This is a genomic window from Pseudomonas sp. P135 (assembly GCF_020312125.1).
GTDB classification, from domain to species: domain Bacteria; phylum Pseudomonadota; class Gammaproteobacteria; order Pseudomonadales; family Pseudomonadaceae; genus Aquipseudomonas; species Aquipseudomonas fragariae.
Map to the genome: position 1 here is coordinate 170,095 of NZ_JAGPYR010000004.1, position 15,846 is coordinate 185,940.

20 protein-coding genes and 1 pseudogene are annotated in these 15,846 nt (G+C 58.8%); 7 read left to right on the forward strand and 14 right to left on the reverse strand.

Going from position 1 to position 15,846, the window contains the following annotated elements; genetic code table 11:
* Positions 1-44 precede the first annotated feature (44 nt).
* Positions 45-350 (reverse strand): annotated as a pseudogene (locus KBY08_RS07720) (DUF3565 domain-containing protein).
* 14 nt (positions 351-364) lie between these two features.
* On the opposite strand from KBY08_RS07720, the gene KBY08_RS07725 reads away from it, so the two are divergent.
* The 3 genes from KBY08_RS07725 to KBY08_RS07735 all read left to right on the forward strand — a co-directional run bounded on the left by KBY08_RS07725 (position 365) and on the right by KBY08_RS07735 (position 2,731).
* Positions 365-850 (forward strand): FKBP-type peptidyl-prolyl cis-trans isomerase, encoded by a 486-nt coding sequence (locus KBY08_RS07725; RefSeq protein WP_004406868.1) that lies wholly within the window; start codon positions 365-367, stop codon positions 848-850.
* Between the two features lie 131 nt (positions 851-981).
* Positions 982-1,470, forward strand: coding sequence for a glutathione peroxidase (locus KBY08_RS07730; protein ID WP_004406866.1), 489 nt, complete (start codon positions 982-984; stop codon positions 1,468-1,470).
* Between the two features lie 157 nt (positions 1,471-1,627).
* Positions 1,628-2,731: an NADH:flavin oxidoreductase gene (locus KBY08_RS07735; RefSeq protein WP_111522473.1), complete on the forward strand. Its 1,104-nt coding sequence runs from the start codon at positions 1,628-1,630 to the stop codon at positions 2,729-2,731.
* Here the strand turns inward: KBY08_RS07735 and KBY08_RS07740 are convergent.
* The 4 genes from KBY08_RS07740 to cysZ all read right to left on the reverse strand — a co-directional run bounded on the left by KBY08_RS07740 (position 2,700) and on the right by cysZ (position 6,039).
* Positions 2,700-3,920 (reverse strand): glycosyltransferase family 4 protein, encoded by a 1,221-nt coding sequence (locus KBY08_RS07740; protein WP_024640127.1) that lies wholly within the window; start codon positions 3,918-3,920, stop codon positions 2,700-2,702. The two genes, KBY08_RS07735 and KBY08_RS07740, sit on opposite strands and share 32 nt — an antisense overlap.
* Before the next feature lie 180 nt (positions 3,921-4,100).
* Complete coding sequence (locus tag KBY08_RS07745; protein WP_111522474.1) at positions 4,101-4,397, reverse strand: hypothetical protein; 297 nt, start codon at positions 4,395-4,397, stop codon at positions 4,101-4,103.
* Positions 4,398-4,737: 340 nt separating this feature from the next.
* Positions 4,738-5,082 carry a hypothetical protein gene (locus KBY08_RS07750; RefSeq protein ID WP_024640126.1) on the reverse strand — a complete coding sequence of 115 codons (345 nt, stop codon included), beginning with the start codon at positions 5,080-5,082 and terminating at the stop codon, positions 4,738-4,740.
* Between the two features lie 195 nt (positions 5,083-5,277).
* Positions 5,278-6,039, reverse strand: a complete 762-nt coding sequence (gene cysZ / locus KBY08_RS07755; protein ID WP_111522475.1) for a sulfate transporter CysZ — start codon at positions 6,037-6,039, stop codon at positions 5,278-5,280.
* 375 nt (positions 6,040-6,414) lie between these two features.
* Here cysZ and trxB point away from each other — a divergent pair, with 375 nt between their 5' ends.
* Positions 6,415-7,377, forward strand: a complete 963-nt coding sequence (gene trxB / locus KBY08_RS07760; protein ID WP_024660894.1) for a thioredoxin-disulfide reductase — start codon at positions 6,415-6,417, stop codon at positions 7,375-7,377.
* A 114-nt stretch (positions 7,378-7,491) separates the two neighbouring features.
* On the opposite strand, the gene KBY08_RS07765 is transcribed toward trxB, so the two are convergent.
* From KBY08_RS07765 to KBY08_RS07795, 7 genes are all read right to left on the reverse strand, one after another.
* Positions 7,492-7,833, reverse strand: a complete 342-nt coding sequence (locus KBY08_RS07765) for a HopJ type III effector protein (RefSeq protein WP_004406855.1) — start codon at positions 7,831-7,833, stop codon at positions 7,492-7,494.
* On the reverse strand, positions 7,826-8,125 hold the full coding sequence (locus KBY08_RS07770; protein ID WP_024660895.1) for a DUF1244 domain-containing protein: 300 nt from the start codon (positions 8,123-8,125) through the stop codon (positions 7,826-7,828). The genes KBY08_RS07765 and KBY08_RS07770 overlap by 8 nt, the downstream gene beginning before the upstream one ends.
* A 43-nt stretch (positions 8,126-8,168) precedes the next feature.
* A complete protein-coding gene (folX, locus tag KBY08_RS07775; protein ID WP_003316983.1) occupies positions 8,169-8,540 on the reverse strand; it encodes a dihydroneopterin triphosphate 2'-epimerase in 372 nt (123 codons plus the stop codon).
* On the reverse strand, positions 8,540-9,103 hold the full coding sequence (gene folE, locus KBY08_RS07780; RefSeq protein ID WP_003346200.1) for a GTP cyclohydrolase I FolE: 564 nt from the start codon (positions 9,101-9,103) through the stop codon (positions 8,540-8,542). Before folE ends, folX begins: the two co-directional genes overlap by 1 nt.
* Positions 9,104-9,124: 21 nt before the next feature.
* Positions 9,125-9,835 carry a dihydromonapterin reductase gene (gene folM, locus KBY08_RS07785; protein ID WP_032656248.1) on the reverse strand — a complete coding sequence of 237 codons (711 nt, stop codon included), beginning with the start codon at positions 9,833-9,835 and terminating at the stop codon, positions 9,125-9,127.
* A gap of 234 nt (positions 9,836-10,069) precedes the next feature.
* The gene (locus tag KBY08_RS07790; protein ID WP_003346204.1) at positions 10,070-10,636 is read right to left on the reverse strand and encodes an antibiotic biosynthesis monooxygenase; all 567 of its coding nucleotides are present in this window, start codon (positions 10,634-10,636) and stop codon (positions 10,070-10,072) included.
* Between the two features lie 151 nt (positions 10,637-10,787).
* Positions 10,788-11,393: a hypothetical protein gene (locus KBY08_RS07795; protein WP_004406840.1), complete on the reverse strand. Its 606-nt coding sequence runs from the start codon at positions 11,391-11,393 to the stop codon at positions 10,788-10,790.
* A gap of 206 nt (positions 11,394-11,599) precedes the next feature.
* On the opposite strand from KBY08_RS07795, the gene KBY08_RS07800 reads away from it, so the two are divergent.
* The 3 genes from KBY08_RS07800 (at position 11,600) to KBY08_RS07810 (ending at position 13,846) form a co-directional block, all read left to right on the forward strand.
* Positions 11,600-12,052, forward strand: a complete 453-nt coding sequence (locus KBY08_RS07800) for a flavodoxin (RefSeq protein ID WP_024652336.1) — start codon at positions 11,600-11,602, stop codon at positions 12,050-12,052.
* A gap of 111 nt (positions 12,053-12,163) precedes the next feature.
* Entirely contained in the window at positions 12,164-13,075 is a 912-nt protein-coding gene (locus KBY08_RS07805; RefSeq protein ID WP_103754074.1) for an SDR family oxidoreductase, read from the forward strand.
* Positions 13,076-13,288: 213 nt separating this feature from the next.
* Positions 13,289-13,846, forward strand: a complete 558-nt coding sequence (locus tag KBY08_RS07810; RefSeq protein WP_011266774.1) for a hypothetical protein — start codon at positions 13,289-13,291, stop codon at positions 13,844-13,846.
* A gap of 229 nt (positions 13,847-14,075) precedes the next feature.
* Here the strand turns inward: KBY08_RS07810 and KBY08_RS07815 are convergent, their stop codons facing one another.
* Both KBY08_RS07815 and KBY08_RS07820 read right to left on the reverse strand, forming a co-directional pair.
* Entirely contained in the window at positions 14,076-14,879 is an 804-nt protein-coding gene (locus KBY08_RS07815; protein WP_054091414.1) for a SirB1 family protein, read from the reverse strand.
* A gap of 81 nt (positions 14,880-14,960) precedes the next feature.
* The gene (locus KBY08_RS07820) at positions 14,961-15,833 is read right to left on the reverse strand and encodes a hypothetical protein (RefSeq protein WP_024643039.1); all 873 of its coding nucleotides are present in this window, start codon (positions 15,831-15,833) and stop codon (positions 14,961-14,963) included.
* Between the last annotated feature and the right edge of the window lie 13 nt (positions 15,834-15,846).

A 15,846-nucleotide genomic window follows, 5' to 3' on the forward strand; every position in this document is an offset into this window, starting at 1 on the left:
AGCAGATATGGAACAGCGGCCGGCCAAAAAAGTCAGGAAATCGTCTAACGCGAGTTCTCGGTGGCAAGACTATCGTTATCTGCGGCGTTCGCACACCAGCCGCAACGAAAGGCTTTACCGGTCATCTGTTGACGCTGTGCAGGGTCCAGTACCCAGGCGCGTGACTGCCAGGGAGGCTGATGACGCAGGTGCTGAGTGTGGCCGCAGGACAGTAGCGCAATCCAGTGCCCTTCTTCATCCTGGCTGAAACCGATAACGGTTGAACTTTCCAATCAGGGCCGTCCGTCAGAGTTGCGTTCGCTTTCGGGCGATTGCTTGGTTAAACTTGCCCGTTCTTCAATCTTAAGCAAAAGGTCTTGTCCCCATGCCGATCGCCGCCAATAAGGCTGTCTCCATTGACTATACCCTGACCAACGACGCTGGTGAGGTCATCGACAGTTCTGCCGGTGGTGCGCCGCTGGTTTACCTGCAAGGTGCAGGCAACATCATCCCGGGCCTGGAAAAGGCACTGGAAGGCAAGGAAGTAGGCGAGCAGGTGAAAGTCGCCGTCGAGCCCGAAGACGCCTACGGCGAGTACTCGGCCGAACTGGTCAGCACCCTGAGCAGCAGCATGTTCGAAGGCGTCGACAAGCTTGAAGTCGGCATGCAGTTTCACGCTTCCGGCCCGGATGGCGGCATGCAGATCGTGACCATCCGTGATCTGGATGGCGACGACGTCACTGTTGACGGCAACCATCCGCTCGCGGGTCAGCGCCTGAACTTCGACGTGAAGGTTGTGGCCATCCGTGATGCCAGTGAAGAAGAAATGGCTCACGGCCATGTTCACGGCGAAGGCGGTCATCAACACTGATTTGTGCTGCTAAGCTCAGGCACTGAAAAGGCGCCCTGGCTGTTCTGCGATGACGACTTTCGTTACGCGTGCGGTCACGGTGCCTTTTTTCGGGTTGTAGCCTGGGGCGACTTGTTTCAAAAGGGGTTCTCATGAGTGCTTTTCACGACATCAAATTGAAAGCGCTGGGTGGCCAGGAACTGCCGCTGGCGAATTTCAGAAAAAAAGTGGTTCTGGTAGTCAACGTCGCGTCCAAATGCGGGCTGACACCGCAGTACGCGGCACTTGAAAACCTCTATCAGCAGTACAAGGACCAGGGCCTGGAGATACTGGGTCTGCCGTGCAACCAGTTTGCCGGGCAGGAACCGGGTACCGAGCAAGAGATCGCCGAATTTTGCCAACTCAACTATGGCGTGACGTTTACGCTGGGTGAAAAACTCGACGTCAACGGCCCCAACCGGCACTCGCTTTACCGTTTGCTGGCGGGCGAGGGTGCCGAGTTTCCCGGGGATATCACCTGGAACTTCGAAAAGTTTCTGGTTGGCAAGAACGGCGGTGTAAGCGCACGTTTTTCTCCGCGTACCACTCCGGATGATCCTGCGGTGATCCAGGCCATCGAAAAGGCCCTGGCGCAAAGCTGATCGTAGAGCCGGGGTAGCATTTAGCATTCGCCCGGCTTTCTTGCGCGCTCGTCGCTTCTGAACTCAAATCAGCCAGATCAATAGTACTGGGCCGCCGCTGACGCCCGGCGATATTCTGCGCGCCTGATGGCAATCGACCATTTCACAGGAGTTGCGCATGTCGGCAGAAGCCTTGTTCACGCCTTTCCGTCTGGGCAGCCTGGAGCTGTCCTCGCGTGTGGTCATGGCCCCCATGACCCGCTCGTTCTCGCCAGGGCACGTGCCCAACTCGAAGGTCGTCGAGTACTACCGGCGGCGCGCTGCTGCAGGCGTCGGGCTGATTATCACCGAAGGTACGACGGTCAATCACAAGGCCTCCAACGGTTATCCGAACGTCCCGCAGTTTTTCGGCGAAGCGCCGCTGGCCGGCTGGCGCAAGGTGGTCGAGGCGGTGCATGCGGAGGGCGGCAAGATCGTCCCGCAACTCTGGCACGTCGGCGCAGTTCGCCGTCTTGGCACCGAGCCGGACGGCAGCGTGCCTGCCTACGGGCCGATGGAGAAGGTCAAGGACGGTCAGGTGCTGGTGCATGGCATGAGCAAGCAGGACATCGACGAGGTCGTAGCGGCCTTTGCCCAGGCTGCCGCCGATGCCAGGGCGATTGGCATGGACGGTGTCGAAATTCATGGGGCTCACGGTTACCTGGTCGATCAGTTCTTTTGGGAGGGCAGCAATCAGCGTAGCGACGAGTACGGCGGCAGCCTCGCCAACCGCTCACGGTTTGCTCTCGAACTGATCAAGGCCGTGCGCGGCGCAGTAGGCCCGGACTACCCGATCATTTTCCGTTTCTCACAATGGAAACAGCAGGATTACACCGCGCGCCTGGTGCAAACGCCCGAGGCGCTGGGCGAGTTCCTGCAGCCTCTGGCTGATGCAGGTGTGGATATCTTTCATTGCTCTACCCGGCGTTTCTGGGAGCCTGAGTTTGAAGGCTCCGACCTGAACCTGGCGGGCTGGACGCGCAAGCTGACCGGCAAACCGACCATTACTGTCGGCAGCGTCGGACTGGACGGCGAGTTCCTGCAATTCATGGTCAACACCGACAAGGTCGCTCAACCGGCCAGCCTGGAAAATCTGCTGAAGCGACTGGGCAACGACGAGTTCGATCTGGTGGCGGTGGGGCGCGCGCTGCTGGTCGATCCTGATTGGGCACTGAAAGTGCGCGAGGGGCGCGAGCAGGACATCCTGCCCTTCAGTCGAGACGCACTGACGACACTGGTCTGATTTTCTTGCTGGCTACCGACCTGATCTCTTTGACGCTTGCAGCGTTCTGGCTCGGGCAGGCCTCGCGCAATTGACGCTCGAACTGATCGATGACCGCTGTCCAGCCCTGGCGGCTGGCATGCTGCCGGGCGTTGAGACGCACGCGGCGCAGCGTCTCACTGTCCTCCAGCAACCAGCGTGCCGCGTCGATGAACGCCGCCTCGTCACCCGGCATGGCCAACGCACCGTTGTGGCCATGGCGGATATGCTGCCCGGCTGCGGCTTCATCGTAGGCGACCACCCCCAGGCCTGAGGCCAGTGCTTCGAGAACCACGTTGCCGAAGGTTTCGGTGAGGCTGGGGAACAGAAACATATCGGCCGAGGCATAGTGCGTCGCCAGCACCTCGCCGCGCTGCGTCCCGCAGAAAATCGCCTCCGGAATTTGCTGCTCCAGCTGCGCGCGTTGAGGCCCGTCGCCAACGACCACCAATTTCAGATTACGCTGCGGGTAACTGTCCTTGAGCGCCTCGAAACAGGCTTTGAGCAGGCTCAGGTTTTTTTCGGGGGCAAGGCGGCCGACATGCAGGACCGCGACATCATCGGCTTGCAGACCCCAATTCTCGCGCAAAGGCTGCGAGCGTCTGGACGGGCTGAACAATTGGCTGTCGACGCCTCGCGACAACAGCTCGATCCTCTCAAAGCCACGCCGCTCCAGCTCGACCTTCTGACTGATGCTCGGCACCAGCGTCATGCGCGAGCGATTGTGGAACCAGCGCAGGTAGTGCGTCAGCAAACGGGTGATGAAACCCATGCCGTACTGCTGCGTGTACTGTGGGAAGTTGGTATGGAAGCCACTGATCACCGCAATCCCCAGACGCCGCGCTGCGCGCAGTGCCGAGAGCCCCAGCGGCCCTTCCGTGGCGATGTACAGCACATCCGGCCGACGCCGCTGCCAGCGCCGCAGCAGCTTGTGCATCGAAGACTGACCCCATTGCAACCCCGGGTAACCTGGTATCGGCCAGCCCCGGCAGAGCAGCAGATCCTCTGCAGTGCCCGCGCCGATCTCGTCGTTCTGACGTGGCCGGACCAGCTCGACCCGATGCCCACGCAACCGCAACCCTTCACACAGCCGCCCCAGGGTATTGGCGACGCCGTTGATCTCGGGAGTAAAGGTTTCAGTGATCAGGGTGACATTAAGAATTTGGCTCATGAGAGCAGTGTCGACTGATTACATTTCGGTTATGTGGCGGTTGTGTGATGGATTGGTGATAGGGCATTGGTAAGGTGAGCAAGTTGGCGTGAGACTGCGCGGAATAGTTAATAGGTAAACGCATAGGCTGTACACCCGACGGGGTGACATTAGGAAATGGCACAGTATTGTCGGTGTGGGTCATTTGAAAGTCCCTCGCGCACGTTCCATTGCCGCAGGCGTAGGCACGAAGTCCTTATCCTCCACACTGGATCTGCGTTGTTCGATAGTCATGCTATCCATGAAGCGATTTGAGCGGGGGATTGCCGAGCTGCCGAGTGTTGCGGGTAATGCGACTGGAGGTTTTTTCTCCGTCTGTGTGATGGCAGCGTTCAACAGGCTTGCAAACTGACCTGAACGGTTTTCCGGTAGTCTTTCGAGGGATGCCGGTCGGTAGGAGGAGAGTTGTTCTGCGACAGGTTCTGTTTTTATCTCCATAGCGATTACTCCTGTTTTTTTTAATCAGGAGAGCAAGGACGATGCCATATTTAATATATTGCTTGTTCCTACACCGTTGCGATCTTGTATTAGAGGTCGGGAAGATATGCCCTACGCAATATTCCTACGTGTAATGTTTTTTCATATCTCGGCAAACAGTGTCTGCTTGCGGCAATTCGCTGCCGTTACACGGAATGGAATTATATAAGCTGGTTGTGGGAATACTGATATATAGCTGTAAGAAGCCTCCCTTTTAACGCCGAAGTGCCGAACAGATAACTCGTTATCTGTTCGGCACGCTCTCAGGCGTAGTCGTCACTCAGCCGGTCAAGCGGGGCACTCAGCCCAGATCACGAACCAGTTGGCCGATCACTTCGCCCACTTTGGCCAGATCCGGTGCCGCCAGACGATGTTCATCGGCATACGAATACGCCACGGTGAACAGGCCGGCGGTGCGGGTGGAGTAGGCAGGGGCGTCTTTCTCGAAAACACGGTTTTCAGCTTCGGCAGTCAGCGAAGTGGAGCTGATGACGATGCGCTCTTCGGGGTCGTTCACACCGTTGATGTACACGTTGTCCGGGTTGATCGACCATTCGGCCAGTTCACTGACCAGAAAGGCGCGGATCTTTTCCTGAACGGTAGCGTTGTCAGCGGCCAGTGCAGCAGGATTTACTTGAGCATTCATGATTTAACTTCCTTGTTAAGTTCATGTGTCGCCTGGTTTCATGGAAGGTGGCTTCACATGAACGGGTTGGTTGAGGCCCCATTTAGCCCCAACTGGCAGGTTGAGTTGCGGTGCATATTTATATGTGTGTGATTTTTTTCTTCGGGTGTGCCGAACCGCATGGCGCGGTCCGGCATGTCGCCATTCAGCCGCGTGTCAGCCGCGTGCGTGAGTCACCGGCAACGCATCCGCGCCGCGCTCGCGCACCCAGAACAGCGTTGCACCGGCCACTGCAGCAGGCATCATCAGCAGGTTGACCACCGGGATCAGCAAGGCAACGTAGACGATGCTGCCGAAGCTCAGGCTCTGCCAGCGTTTGCTCTTCAGCCAGCCGAGCATTTCGTTCCAGCCCAGTTTGTGGTTGTCGGCGGGGTAGTCGATGTACTGGATCGCCATCATCCACACCCCGAACAATAGCCACAGCGGGGCGGCGATGATGTTGGCGACCGGGATGAACGACAGGATGAACAGGCCGAGCATGCGCGGCAACATGTAGCCCAGCTTGCGTGCTTCGCGGGCCAGGGTGCGGGGCACCATGGCGACCAGTTCGGCCCAGCTGAAATCGGGCGATTCGTCTACGCCACGAACCACGGCTTCGACCTTTTCGGACAGAAAACCGTTGAATGGCGCCGCGATGATGTTGGCGACTACGGTGAAGGTGAAAAACACCATCAGCAGCACCAGCGCCACGAACAGTGGCCAGAGGATGTAACTGAGAAAGCTCAGCCAATGAGGCAGGGTCGGCATGAAGGTGTCGACCCACAGCTCGAACTGATGCACCGCCAGATAGATCAGGCCGCAGAACAACACCACATTGATGCTCAATGGCAGTAGAACGAACAAGCGCAAGCCTGGGCTGAGGACCAGTTTCAGGCCCTCTCTCAGGTATTGCGGGCCGGTAAGGGCGGGAGCGGGCATGGGAGTCTCCGAGTGCTTGAAAGGCGTGACCTTACCGGCTTTGTGATGGCCATGAAAGAGCTGAGCGCCGACGGTTTTTGAGCATGCCAGACTTGTGGCGTATCCTTGGCGAAGGAAGATTATCCGAATGGCTCGTCACCCATGCGCTGCTTTCAGGCGCCCACGCTATAGAAGTGACCTATAGGGTGGATTGTGAAACGATATTTCCTTAACCTCTGCGGCCCCGATAGGCTGTTCGGCAATCCAGGACCTGTCCTTCAGGTCAGAATTTTCAGGACCCGCCGAAGCAAATGACGCTTCCCCAAGCGTTTCGGTGGTCCTTTTTATCCAGCCGTCCCGACCGCGGCGTAAACGGTCGGTCGATAGGAGTGTGTCATGTCAGACGTACGTCATTCCCGAGTGATCATTCTCGGTTCCGGCCCTGCCGGTTACAGCGCTGCGGTCTACGCCGCTCGCGCCAACCTCAAGCCCCTGCTGATCACCGGCATGCAGGCTGGCGGCCAATTGACCACGACTACAGAAGTTGATAACTGGCCAGGCGACCCGCACGGCCTGACCGGTCCTGCCCTGATGGAACGCATGCGTGAGCATGCCGAGCGTTTCGAGACTGAAATCGTCTTCGACCACATCAATTCGGTTGATCTGGCCGGCAAGCCGTTCAGCCTGCGGGGCGATAGCGCGACCTACACCTGCGACGCCCTGATCATTGCCACCGGCGCCAGCGCCCGCTACCTGGGCCTGCCTTCGGAAGAAGCGTTCATGGGCAAGGGTGTTTCTGCCTGCGCCACCTGCGACGGTTTCTTCTATCGCAACCGTGAAGTCGCGGTGGTCGGTGGGGGTAACACCGCGGTGGAAGAGGCGCTGTATCTGGCCAACATCGCCAGCAAGGTGACCCTGGTTCACCGTCGCGAAACCTTCCGTGCCGAGAAGATCCTGATCGACAAGCTGCACGCGCGTGTCGCCGAGGGCAAGATCGAACTCAAGCTCAATGCCACGCTGGACGAGGTCCTGGGTGACAACATGGGCGTGACCGGTGCGCGCCTGAAGAACAACGACGGCAGCAGCAGCGAGCTGAAAGTCGACGGCGTGTTCATCGCGATCGGCCACACGCCGAACACCTCGTTGTTCGACGGCCAGCTGGCCTTGAAGGACGGTTACATGGTTGTGCAGGGTGGCCGTGAAGGCAACGCCACAGCGACCAGCGTAGAAGGCGTATTCGCTGCCGGCGACGTGGCTGACCACGTGTATCGCCAGGCCATTACCTCGGCCGGTGCCGGCTGCATGGCGGCACTCGATGTCGAGCGCTACCTGGACGGGCTGGCTGACGTATCGTTCTGATCGTTGCCGTCTGATTCACTTTCGTGCCAATGCTTTGCATTGGCACGAAGTTCGCTGCGCTCTGCTGGATATATGTGCGCCGCGCGACAAGGAGCAGCGGCGCTCAAGCTCTGATCAAGCCTTGCGCTTGAGCGGCTCGCCTGCAAACTTCACACCCGCCAGACCATTCGCCATCAGCGCACGGATATTGCCGTGGTCGCTGCCTTCAGGTGTGGCTTGCACCGAGCGGTAATGCTCGCCGAACGCCAGCAGTGCCTCTTCGTCAGTCAAGCCTTCCAGCAATGCCAGGCCCAGGGTCTTGCACGACCCTTCGTTTTGCCCGGCAGCATTGTCGACGTCGCCGTTTCTGAAGGCCTGAGGCTGATAGTCATAGCCGTCGGCGATGAATGCCAGGGTGTCGGCAAACGCATGCTCGCCGCTGCTCAGGCTGGTGCGCAGGGAATTCAGATCAGTCATTTTGTTTGGTTTCCTTGACGAACGCCGCCTGTTGTTCGGCGTTCGCTTCTTTCTGGTAGCGGGCTTTCCACTCGCTGTACGGCATGCCATAAACCACTTCACGCGCATCATCGAGGCTGAGGTCGATGTGCTTTTCGTCAGCAGCGGCCTTGTACCACTTGGACAGGCAGTTGCGGCAGAAGCCGGACAGGTTCATCAGGTCGATGTTCTGGACATCCTTGCGGCTGTCCAGATGCGCGACCAGTCGGCGGAAGGCTGCGGCTTCGAGTTCGAGGCGTTCTTGCTCGGTCATGACGGGCTCTTTTCAGTTGACGGTTGAGGTCATGATAAGAGTTTCAGCGTTGACCGGCGAGCGTGATCGATACCGATTCGGCAAAGCGCAGGGCGTGCGGCTTGTCGACTTCCACTTCAGCGTAGGTTACCGCCTCGTGGCTCATCACCAGGTCCAGCACTTCCTGGGTCAGTCGTTCCAGCAGGGCAAAGCGATTACCCTCGACATGCTGGATGATGGCCTTGGTGATGGTGCGATAGTTGAGGGCATGCTCGATGTCGTTATCCCGCACGGCTTCCTGAGCGGCATACAGAATCGTCAGGTTGATCAGCACGTCCTGTTTGTTGAGGATTTCGTCCTCGTTGATGCCGATGAACGTGCGCAGGCGCAGGTCCTTGACGCGGATGCGTGCGGTGCCAGGTTCGAGTCTTGCCATTATTGTCTGCTCCGTCCGATCAATTGCAGAAACTCCATGCGCGTGGTGCTCGAGTCACGGAAGGCGCCGAGCATCACTGACGTATTCATGGTCGAATTCTGCTTTTCGACGCCGCGCATCATCATGCACATGTGCTGGGCTTCGATGACCACCGCTACACCGGCGGCTCCGGTGACTTTCTGAATCGCATCGGCAATCTGTTTGGTCAGATTTTCCTGAATCTGCAGACGGCGGGCAAACATGTCGACGATGCGTGCGATCTTCGACAGACCCAGCACCTTGCCGGTCGGAATGTAGGCGACATGCGCCTTGCCTATGAACGGCAGCAGGTGGTGCTCGCAAAGCGAGTACAACTCGATGTTCTGGACGATGACCATCTCATCGTTATCGGAGGCGAACAGCGCGCCATTGACGATTTCTTCGACGCTCTGGGTGTAGCCATGACACAGGTACTGCATGGCTTTGGAAGCGCGTTTCGGCGTGTCCAGCAGACCTTCGCGGTCTGGATCTTCACCAAGGCCGAGCAGAATGTCTCGATAGTGCTGGGGCAGGGACGAACTCATCAGAATGATCCTCGGGGCGGCTTACTTGACGTGCCGTCCGCCGTTTACGGTCAGTGTTGTGCCGGTGACATAGGTGCTGTCCAGAAGATAACGCAGGCTCTGGTAAATCACCTCTGCACCAGGCTCTATGCCCAGGGCCGACTTGGCCAGGGCGTTGGCGCGGTAGGCCGCATCATCCTTGGGTTGAAACATCAACAGCGCCGGTGCTATGCCGTTGACTTTGACAAGCGGGGCGAACCTGGCAGCGAAGGACAGCGTCAGGCTTTCCAGGCCGGCCTTGGTTGCGCAGTAGGCGATGTGCTTGCTGCTGCCCTTGCGGGTCACGTCATCGCTGATATGCACGATGTCAGCGACCTCACTGGCGGTCAGCAACGACTCGCAATGCAGATTGATCAGGTAGGGCGCCAGCATGTGCACGTTGAACATGCGGGTGAAGTTGCCGGCTTCATCGCCCGGTGTTTCTGCCAGCCACTCGGAAGCATTATGGACAATGGCCCGCAGGCTTGAGGTCTGGGTTTTCAACAGCTCGATAAAGGCCATGATCCCGGCCTCGCAGGAAAAATCCCCGTGGATGGCCACCGCTCCAGCCTGACGCAATTCCGTCACACTTTCGTGCTCGGTGCGGTAACTGATGATCACCCGTTGCCCGTGTTCGAGCAGACGCAAGGCGCAATGCAGACCTACGCGCTGGCTGGCGCCGGTGATCAGGACAGGTGCAGAAGAGATTGCCATCGACAGCTCACGTATCGGTTATCGGGAGTGGACGGGGATTGTACGGTCGATTGTTTCTTCCAGATTACAGGCAAAGTTATACCAGAGAATTTTTTTGTACAACCCTGGGTATCATGAAACTCGTCAAGCCAGCGCGCGCAGCCGCTGGGCACGGGATGGCCGGGGAAATGAGAGGGAGCGAGGAGCGACCAAGACCTGTACCGAAGGGTAGGGGGTGTACAGGTCTTTATGAGCTTAGCGAGGGGAAGGTGATTGCGTCGGGCGTGCCGGTGCAGGCGTGCTCTGTAGCCAGGGTGCCAGCAGGCGCGTGGACAGCGGGATGAACAGGTAGACCATCAGCGGGGTGAGCACCGCGGTGCTGATCATGATGCGCGGCAACAGGTCCAGATGATTGAGCAACGGGCCCAGCAGAAAGTTGAAGATCAGCGACACGGGGAAGAACGCCAGCCAGATCGCGACGGCCTGTTTCCAGCGTGGCGGGCGCTGATCGATTGCGCCGAACCAGCCGTCGATACCGCTGACCCGATGCTCCGAGGGTTGTGCGAAAAGACCGCTGCCGCGCACCAGCCAGGAGCGCCGAGAGGCGGAATGCTCCCAGGCGTGCATGGTGTGCTCATCGGTGAAGCGGAAAATGATCTGAAATTCGTCATCGCCGGGCGGGGGAGCCAGTACCCCTGAACCCAGATACCCCGGAAAGTCCGTGGCCAACTGTTCGCCTTCGTGCAGCCAGGCCATCATTTCATGGTAACGACCCTGCGCCACGCGGCGGGCAACCATCAAGGTGACGGGTGAGGTAGACATTGTATATCTCCGGTAGAGGCGTGAAATTCCCGGGTAGGGAGGTCACATGCCGCGATCCGGGATGGTGGATAGCGACAGCTTCACGTGAACAGCAAGCAAGGATTATTCCTGAAACGCTGAGAGACCGGTAGAGCGTTGCCGGGCAGGCGGGTTACTTGTGCAGGGACGGATGTTTGCGACGATGCTCTTGCAGGATGTACTGACGCAGGCGCTCGGCATCGTCCTTGCCATGCTTGCTGAAGTGATAGGCACCGACGTTTTGCCCGATCATTCGCTCCAGCTTGCCGCGCATTGGAATAGGCGCTTGACCCGGCGGGTTGAACCAGGCTGAAAAGTTTCTCGGCAGCTTGCCTTCCTTGCGGTACTCGAGCAGTACGCCCTTGAACGACAACTCGTGGACCCACAGCGCTCTCAGTGCGCCCTTTTCGGTTTCGAGAGGGATCGGCTCTTCCAGCACGAGTCGCCATGGGCGGATCTTCGGACCTTCTTCGAAGATACTCGGCGCGCCGAGCTCCAGATGCAGTGCGTGGAATTCGTCCTCGACCAGATGCAGAGGGAAATTCATCTGCTGATTCTCGAACTGCGCATGAATCGTGACCTGCTCATGAGCGGCCAGCTTTGTCAGCAGATCCTGAATCTGGATGCCGCCATTGACCAGCAGACTGCGCGTACTGTCACGTACGTTCAACTGGGGGTTGCGCTGCATGCTCTGGATAAAATCCAGCTCAGCCTGGGTGAGAAGTGAATCAGGTTGCATGGGCGGAGGCTCGGTCTAACCGGTTATTGAGAACACAGACCATTGATTCCGCAAAGTGTTCTGGCCATCCGTCATATTTTTTCATTCAAGTGTTTCAGCTCTGCTGTGCTTCTTCGGGCAGACCGAAGGCAGAATGGTCCGTAGAAAATTCAGACGGCATTCTAAGGCATAATGTTTCACTTTTTTAAGCTGCTGCAGGAATAACCATGAAAGTCGCCATCGTGTGTGGAACGGTCTACGGATCGGCCGAGGAAGTTGCCAGACACGCCGCCGCGCTGTTGCGTGCCGCCGGCCATGAGACCCTCGTCAATCCGCGCCTTATGCTGCCGGATCTGCTCGCCTTCGAGCCTCAGGCGCTCCTTGCTGTGACGTCGACCACCGGGATGGGCGAGTTGCCCGACAACCTCATGCCTCTTTATGCAGCGCTGCGCGACGGTCTGCCAGGCGAGCTGCGTGGATTGCCTGGTGGGGTGATCGCACTGGGCGATGCCAGTTACGGCGACACCTTCTGCGCAGGCGGTGAGCAGATGCGCGAACTGTTCGCTGAGTTGGGCGTTAGCGAAGTGCAGGACATGTTGCGTCTGGACGGAAGCGAGAGCGTCACCCCGGAAACCGACGCCGAGCCGTGGCTGGAAGCGTTCATCAAGCATCTGGGCTGAAAATATCGCGCTCCTTTATGGGGAATGATTCAGCACAGCAGATGTTGATTGTGGCTGTGCAGGGCGTGGACGACACTCATCGCAACGTCTTTCTGAGGCATGGAGCCAGCGATGAGCGAGTCAGTGCGTTTTGACGATAAAGTCGTGATTGTGACCGGCGCAGGGGGTGGGCTGGGTCGGGCTCATGCGCTGCTGTTTGCGAAACACGGTGCGCGAGTGGTGGTCAACGATCTGGGCGGTTCTGCGCATGGCGAAGGGGCCAGCGCGTCTGCCGCCGATTGCGTCGTGGCCGAGATTCGCGCGGCAGGCGGCACTGCAATAGCCAACCATGATTCGGTGACCGAGGGCGGCCGCATTGTGCAGCATGCGCTGGACGCATTCGGGCGCATCGATGTGCTGGTCAACAACGCTGGCATCCTGCGTGACAAGACCTTCGCCAACATGGAGGACGCCGACTGGGACCTGGTCTATCGCGTCCATGTCGAGGGGGCCTATAAGGTCACCCATGCCGCCTGGCCTTATCTGCGCGAGCAGAATGACGGACGGGTGATCTTCACGTCATCGACGTCCGGTATCTACGGCAACTTCGGGCAAGCCAATTATGCGACGGCCAAGCTGGGGCTTTACGGGCTGACCCGCACCCTCGCGCTGGAAGGTCGCAAGCACCGCATCTTCGTCAACGCCATAGCGCCGACGGGCGGTACACGCATGACCGAGGGGCTGATTCCCGCCAATGTCTTCGAGCTGCTCAAGCCCGAGCTGGTCAGCCCGCTGGTGGTGTACCTGTGCAGCGCACAATGCCAGAGCAGTGGCGAGCTGTTCGAAGTGGGCGGTGGCTGGATCGGCAAGGTCCGCTGGCAGCGCAGTCAGGGAGCCTGTTTCGACCCGCAGGCAGGCTTCAGCCCGGAAGACGTCGCGGCGCAGTGGCAGGCGATGGGTGATTTCGCCAACGCAGCGCACCCTGCCGACACTGGCGAGGCGCTGAAGGAAATGATGGCCAACCTGCAGAAGTACGTTAAATAAACAGCCTCTGGCAGTTGCTGCAAGACCGCGGTTATCGGTTGCGCGTGCGCGCTTATTCACGCTGACGGCTTGATTATGTGTGAGAAGTTTCACCGAGTTATGTAAGTGCTGTCTTGTGGCACTGTAGGGCAGGTATGGATTTTTGCACGCCTATCAATCATGCCGTGCTGGCCCCGATATGAAGTTCGAACACATTCATATCTGGAGTGACACATGGCCAAATCAATATGGGGCGACTTTCCGCCGGTAAACGTCGCGGCGCCTCCTGAACGCGTCAAGGTCAAGAAAGCTGCGGCACAGGTGACCCAGGTGCTTCAGGAGGTGGGCGAAAATTCGATTGCGCTCAATTCCCTGGCGATGGAAAAACGCAAGATGAAACCGCTGTTCAAGGGCTTCAATCCTGAACAGATAAGCCCCAAGGATCTCAACAGAGCGGGGATGATCCTGTACAAGTTCGGCATGATCGATAATCACACCGCTGAGTTGATGAGTCGCGCAGGCGACGAGTTCGACAAGAAAGGCAAACTGGTCGACCCCAGCAAGGAAATCAATGCGCTGGAGTTTTTTGCCAGTCGGATCATCGACATGAAAGAGAAAGCGCTGAGCGGCGATCCATACGCCAACGCGCTCTTGCCTGATTACATCAAGACCATCCATATCCTGCAGAATCTTCAGGTGTTTGCCGAGTCGGGTGACAGTTACGAGATGCGCAAGATCAAGGACATGGAAAGCAAGGGGCTGATCAAAAAAACGCCGAATGCCAAGGGCTGAGGCACGCAGCACGCATGAAGGCTGAAGGCGTTAAACCTGCAGGCAATAAAAAAGGCCGCTGCGCAGAGACCTGCACGGCGGCCAAACAAAACGCAGGATCAAGGGAGCTTGCAAATCCACGTCGATTTAACGCGCGCAGGTTAACCGCCATCACGCGTCTGAAAAATCCCCGCGCAGGATATGCAGCATTACCCGGCAGGTAACAATTCGCCGCGAATGAGCAGGATGCTCAATGAACGCGGTGGTTTACCGATAAATGGCTCAGGCGCTCGGCAAGCTGGAGTCTTTGCAGTGGGTCTTCACTGAGCAACAGCGCGCGCTCCAGATCGAAACGTTCGGCCTGCGGGCATTCAAGAAACTGATACAGACTGGCGCGAGCCAGGTGATCGCTGCTGGTGGCCTGGCCCAGTTCGACGATGCGGTCGGCATCCTTGAGCGCCGCGAGGACATTATCGTTGATCTGGTGCAGGTGCCGCAGGTTGCGCGACAACCGTTGCAGCATGCTGGTCGGGGTGGCGCGTGTCATATGTTCGGCGCGCAGCTGCATGGTCGGGCCGAACTGCCGGATCAACAGCTCGCGGCAATCGGCGGGATAGAGCCTGCGCCCGCTGCAGGGGTCGAGCAGGTGATCGGCACCCGGCACGCGCAGCAGGAAGTGACCCGGGAAGTTAACGCCTTCCAGTGCGATATCCAGGCGTCGTGCGATCTCCAGCGCGATCATTGCCAGCCCCAGTGGCTGGCCTCGACGCTGCCGCACGATCTTGTGCAAAAGGGCCGAGTCGGGTTTGGGAGGGTTCCAGTCATCCTGCTGAAAACCCAGGGCGTTGAGATGCCGCAACAGCGGCTGGGCAAGTTCAGGCGCAGGCAGGACAGGCAGCGCTGAATTTATCTGGCGCTGCAACTGGTCCATTTCGCTCATCACCTCATGCCAGGCGAAGTGCGCGTCATGTTCGCTCGACACCCATAACGCAGCTTCAAACACCGCGGGCGGTGTCTGTTGCAGGCAGGCCAGGCAATGCTGACGTGGCGTCATTGACCACTCCGTGCGGCTCGAAATCCAGTACGAAGACTCTTTGTAGCCCTGTGCGCGAATTTCGTCCAGCGCCACTTGTTTCTACTTGTTCAGAGCTTCTATCAGGTCGGGTGTCACATAGTGCGGACCGTCGAACAGATACAGCGGATAGCCATCGAATGCGGCGATCTGCGGTTTCAGTTCGGCCGCCGTTGCCGGGCGGAAGCCGCCGCCTACCTGCGGACGAAAGGCTTCGACGATGATTCTTACGCGATTCTTGCCCAGCCTGTTGCGCAAGGCATCGGCATAGGTTCGGGCAACCGGGGCGGTGCGGGCATAAACACCCACACCATCCTGAAAGAACACGCCGATATCGTCCGGCAGCCAGGTTTTCAGCCAGTCTGCCGTGGCGGCGGGCCCGATATTGCCGCCATCGTAGACGCTGATCCATAACGGTCTGGGCAGTTTCGCCAACAGTGCGGGTAACTCCTTGGCCCGACTCCAGCTGGGATCGACCTCGGCGGGGAAGTACCAGCCGGTGACATTGAGCGGCGTTTTCACCTTGGCCAATTGCGCCGAAAGCACCGCCAGTTGCTCGATATTGTCCCGTGAGCGGGCTTCGCTGAAGTACCCGGCCAGCCCGAGGATCACCTCCTGCGCCCACGGCTCCTTGCCGATGCGTGTCCAGTCCGGCAACACGGGCACACTGGCCATCGGCGTGCCCGGTATGAACGCCTGATCATCGACCGCCGTCCACTGCACGAGCAATTGCCGTGCGCCGAGCCTGTCCCAGTTGCCGCTTATGCCTACGGTTGCGTTATCCGGTTGCCAGACGATGCCGACCACGCCCGGGCCCTTGGGCTGGATCAGCAGATACAGCTCGCTGGTGCCGAAGGCGATCGCCCCCACCAGCAGGGCGGCCACCGAGGTCTTGATCAATGTTGCCTGTCGCAGCAGTGCGGCCAGAGCCTTCAAACATTACTCCCTG

Excerpts from the sequence above, each read along its gene's own strand:
- KBY08_RS07725 (WP_004406868.1), top strand. The coding sequence starts at position 365 with ATGCCGATCGCCGCCAATAAGGCTGTCTCCATTGACTATACCCTGACC.
- KBY08_RS07730 (WP_004406866.1), top strand. The coding sequence starts at position 982 with ATGAGTGCTTTTCACGACATCAAATTGAAAGCGCTGGGTGGCCAGGAA.
- KBY08_RS07735 (WP_111522473.1), top strand. The coding sequence starts at position 1,628 with ATGTCGGCAGAAGCCTTGTTCACGCCTTTCCGTCTGGGCAGCCTGGAG.
- KBY08_RS07740 (WP_024640127.1), bottom strand. The coding sequence starts at position 3,920 with ATGAGCCAAATTCTTAATGTCACCCTGATCACTGAAACCTTTACTCCC.
- KBY08_RS07745 (WP_111522474.1), bottom strand. The coding sequence starts at position 4,397 with ATGGAGATAAAAACAGAACCTGTCGCAGAACAACTCTCCTCCTACCGA.
- KBY08_RS07750 (WP_024640126.1), bottom strand. The coding sequence starts at position 5,082 with ATGAATGCTCAAGTAAATCCTGCTGCACTGGCCGCTGACAACGCTACC.
- cysZ (WP_111522475.1), bottom strand. The coding sequence starts at position 6,039 with ATGCCCGCTCCCGCCCTTACCGGCCCGCAATACCTGAGAGAGGGCCTG.
- trxB (WP_024660894.1), top strand. The coding sequence starts at position 6,415 with ATGTCAGACGTACGTCATTCCCGAGTGATCATTCTCGGTTCCGGCCCT.
- KBY08_RS07765 (WP_004406855.1), bottom strand. The coding sequence starts at position 7,833 with ATGACTGATCTGAATTCCCTGCGCACCAGCCTGAGCAGCGGCGAGCAT.
- KBY08_RS07770 (WP_024660895.1), bottom strand. The coding sequence starts at position 8,125 with ATGACCGAGCAAGAACGCCTCGAACTCGAAGCCGCAGCCTTCCGCCGA.
- folX (WP_003316983.1), bottom strand. The coding sequence starts at position 8,540 with ATGGCAAGACTCGAACCTGGCACCGCACGCATCCGCGTCAAGGACCTG.
- folE (WP_003346200.1), bottom strand. The coding sequence starts at position 9,103 with ATGAGTTCGTCCCTGCCCCAGCACTATCGAGACATTCTGCTCGGCCTT.
- folM (WP_032656248.1), bottom strand. The coding sequence starts at position 9,835 with ATGGCAATCTCTTCTGCACCTGTCCTGATCACCGGCGCCAGCCAGCGC.
- KBY08_RS07790 (WP_003346204.1), bottom strand. The coding sequence starts at position 10,636 with ATGTCTACCTCACCCGTCACCTTGATGGTTGCCCGCCGCGTGGCGCAG.
- KBY08_RS07795 (WP_004406840.1), bottom strand. The coding sequence starts at position 11,393 with ATGCAACCTGATTCACTTCTCACCCAGGCTGAGCTGGATTTTATCCAG.
- KBY08_RS07800 (WP_024652336.1), top strand. The coding sequence starts at position 11,600 with ATGAAAGTCGCCATCGTGTGTGGAACGGTCTACGGATCGGCCGAGGAA.
- KBY08_RS07805 (WP_103754074.1), top strand. The coding sequence starts at position 12,164 with ATGAGCGAGTCAGTGCGTTTTGACGATAAAGTCGTGATTGTGACCGGC.
- KBY08_RS07810 (WP_011266774.1), top strand. The coding sequence starts at position 13,289 with ATGGCCAAATCAATATGGGGCGACTTTCCGCCGGTAAACGTCGCGGCG.
- KBY08_RS07815 (WP_054091414.1), bottom strand. The coding sequence starts at position 14,879 with ATGACGCCACGTCAGCATTGCCTGGCCTGCCTGCAACAGACACCGCCC.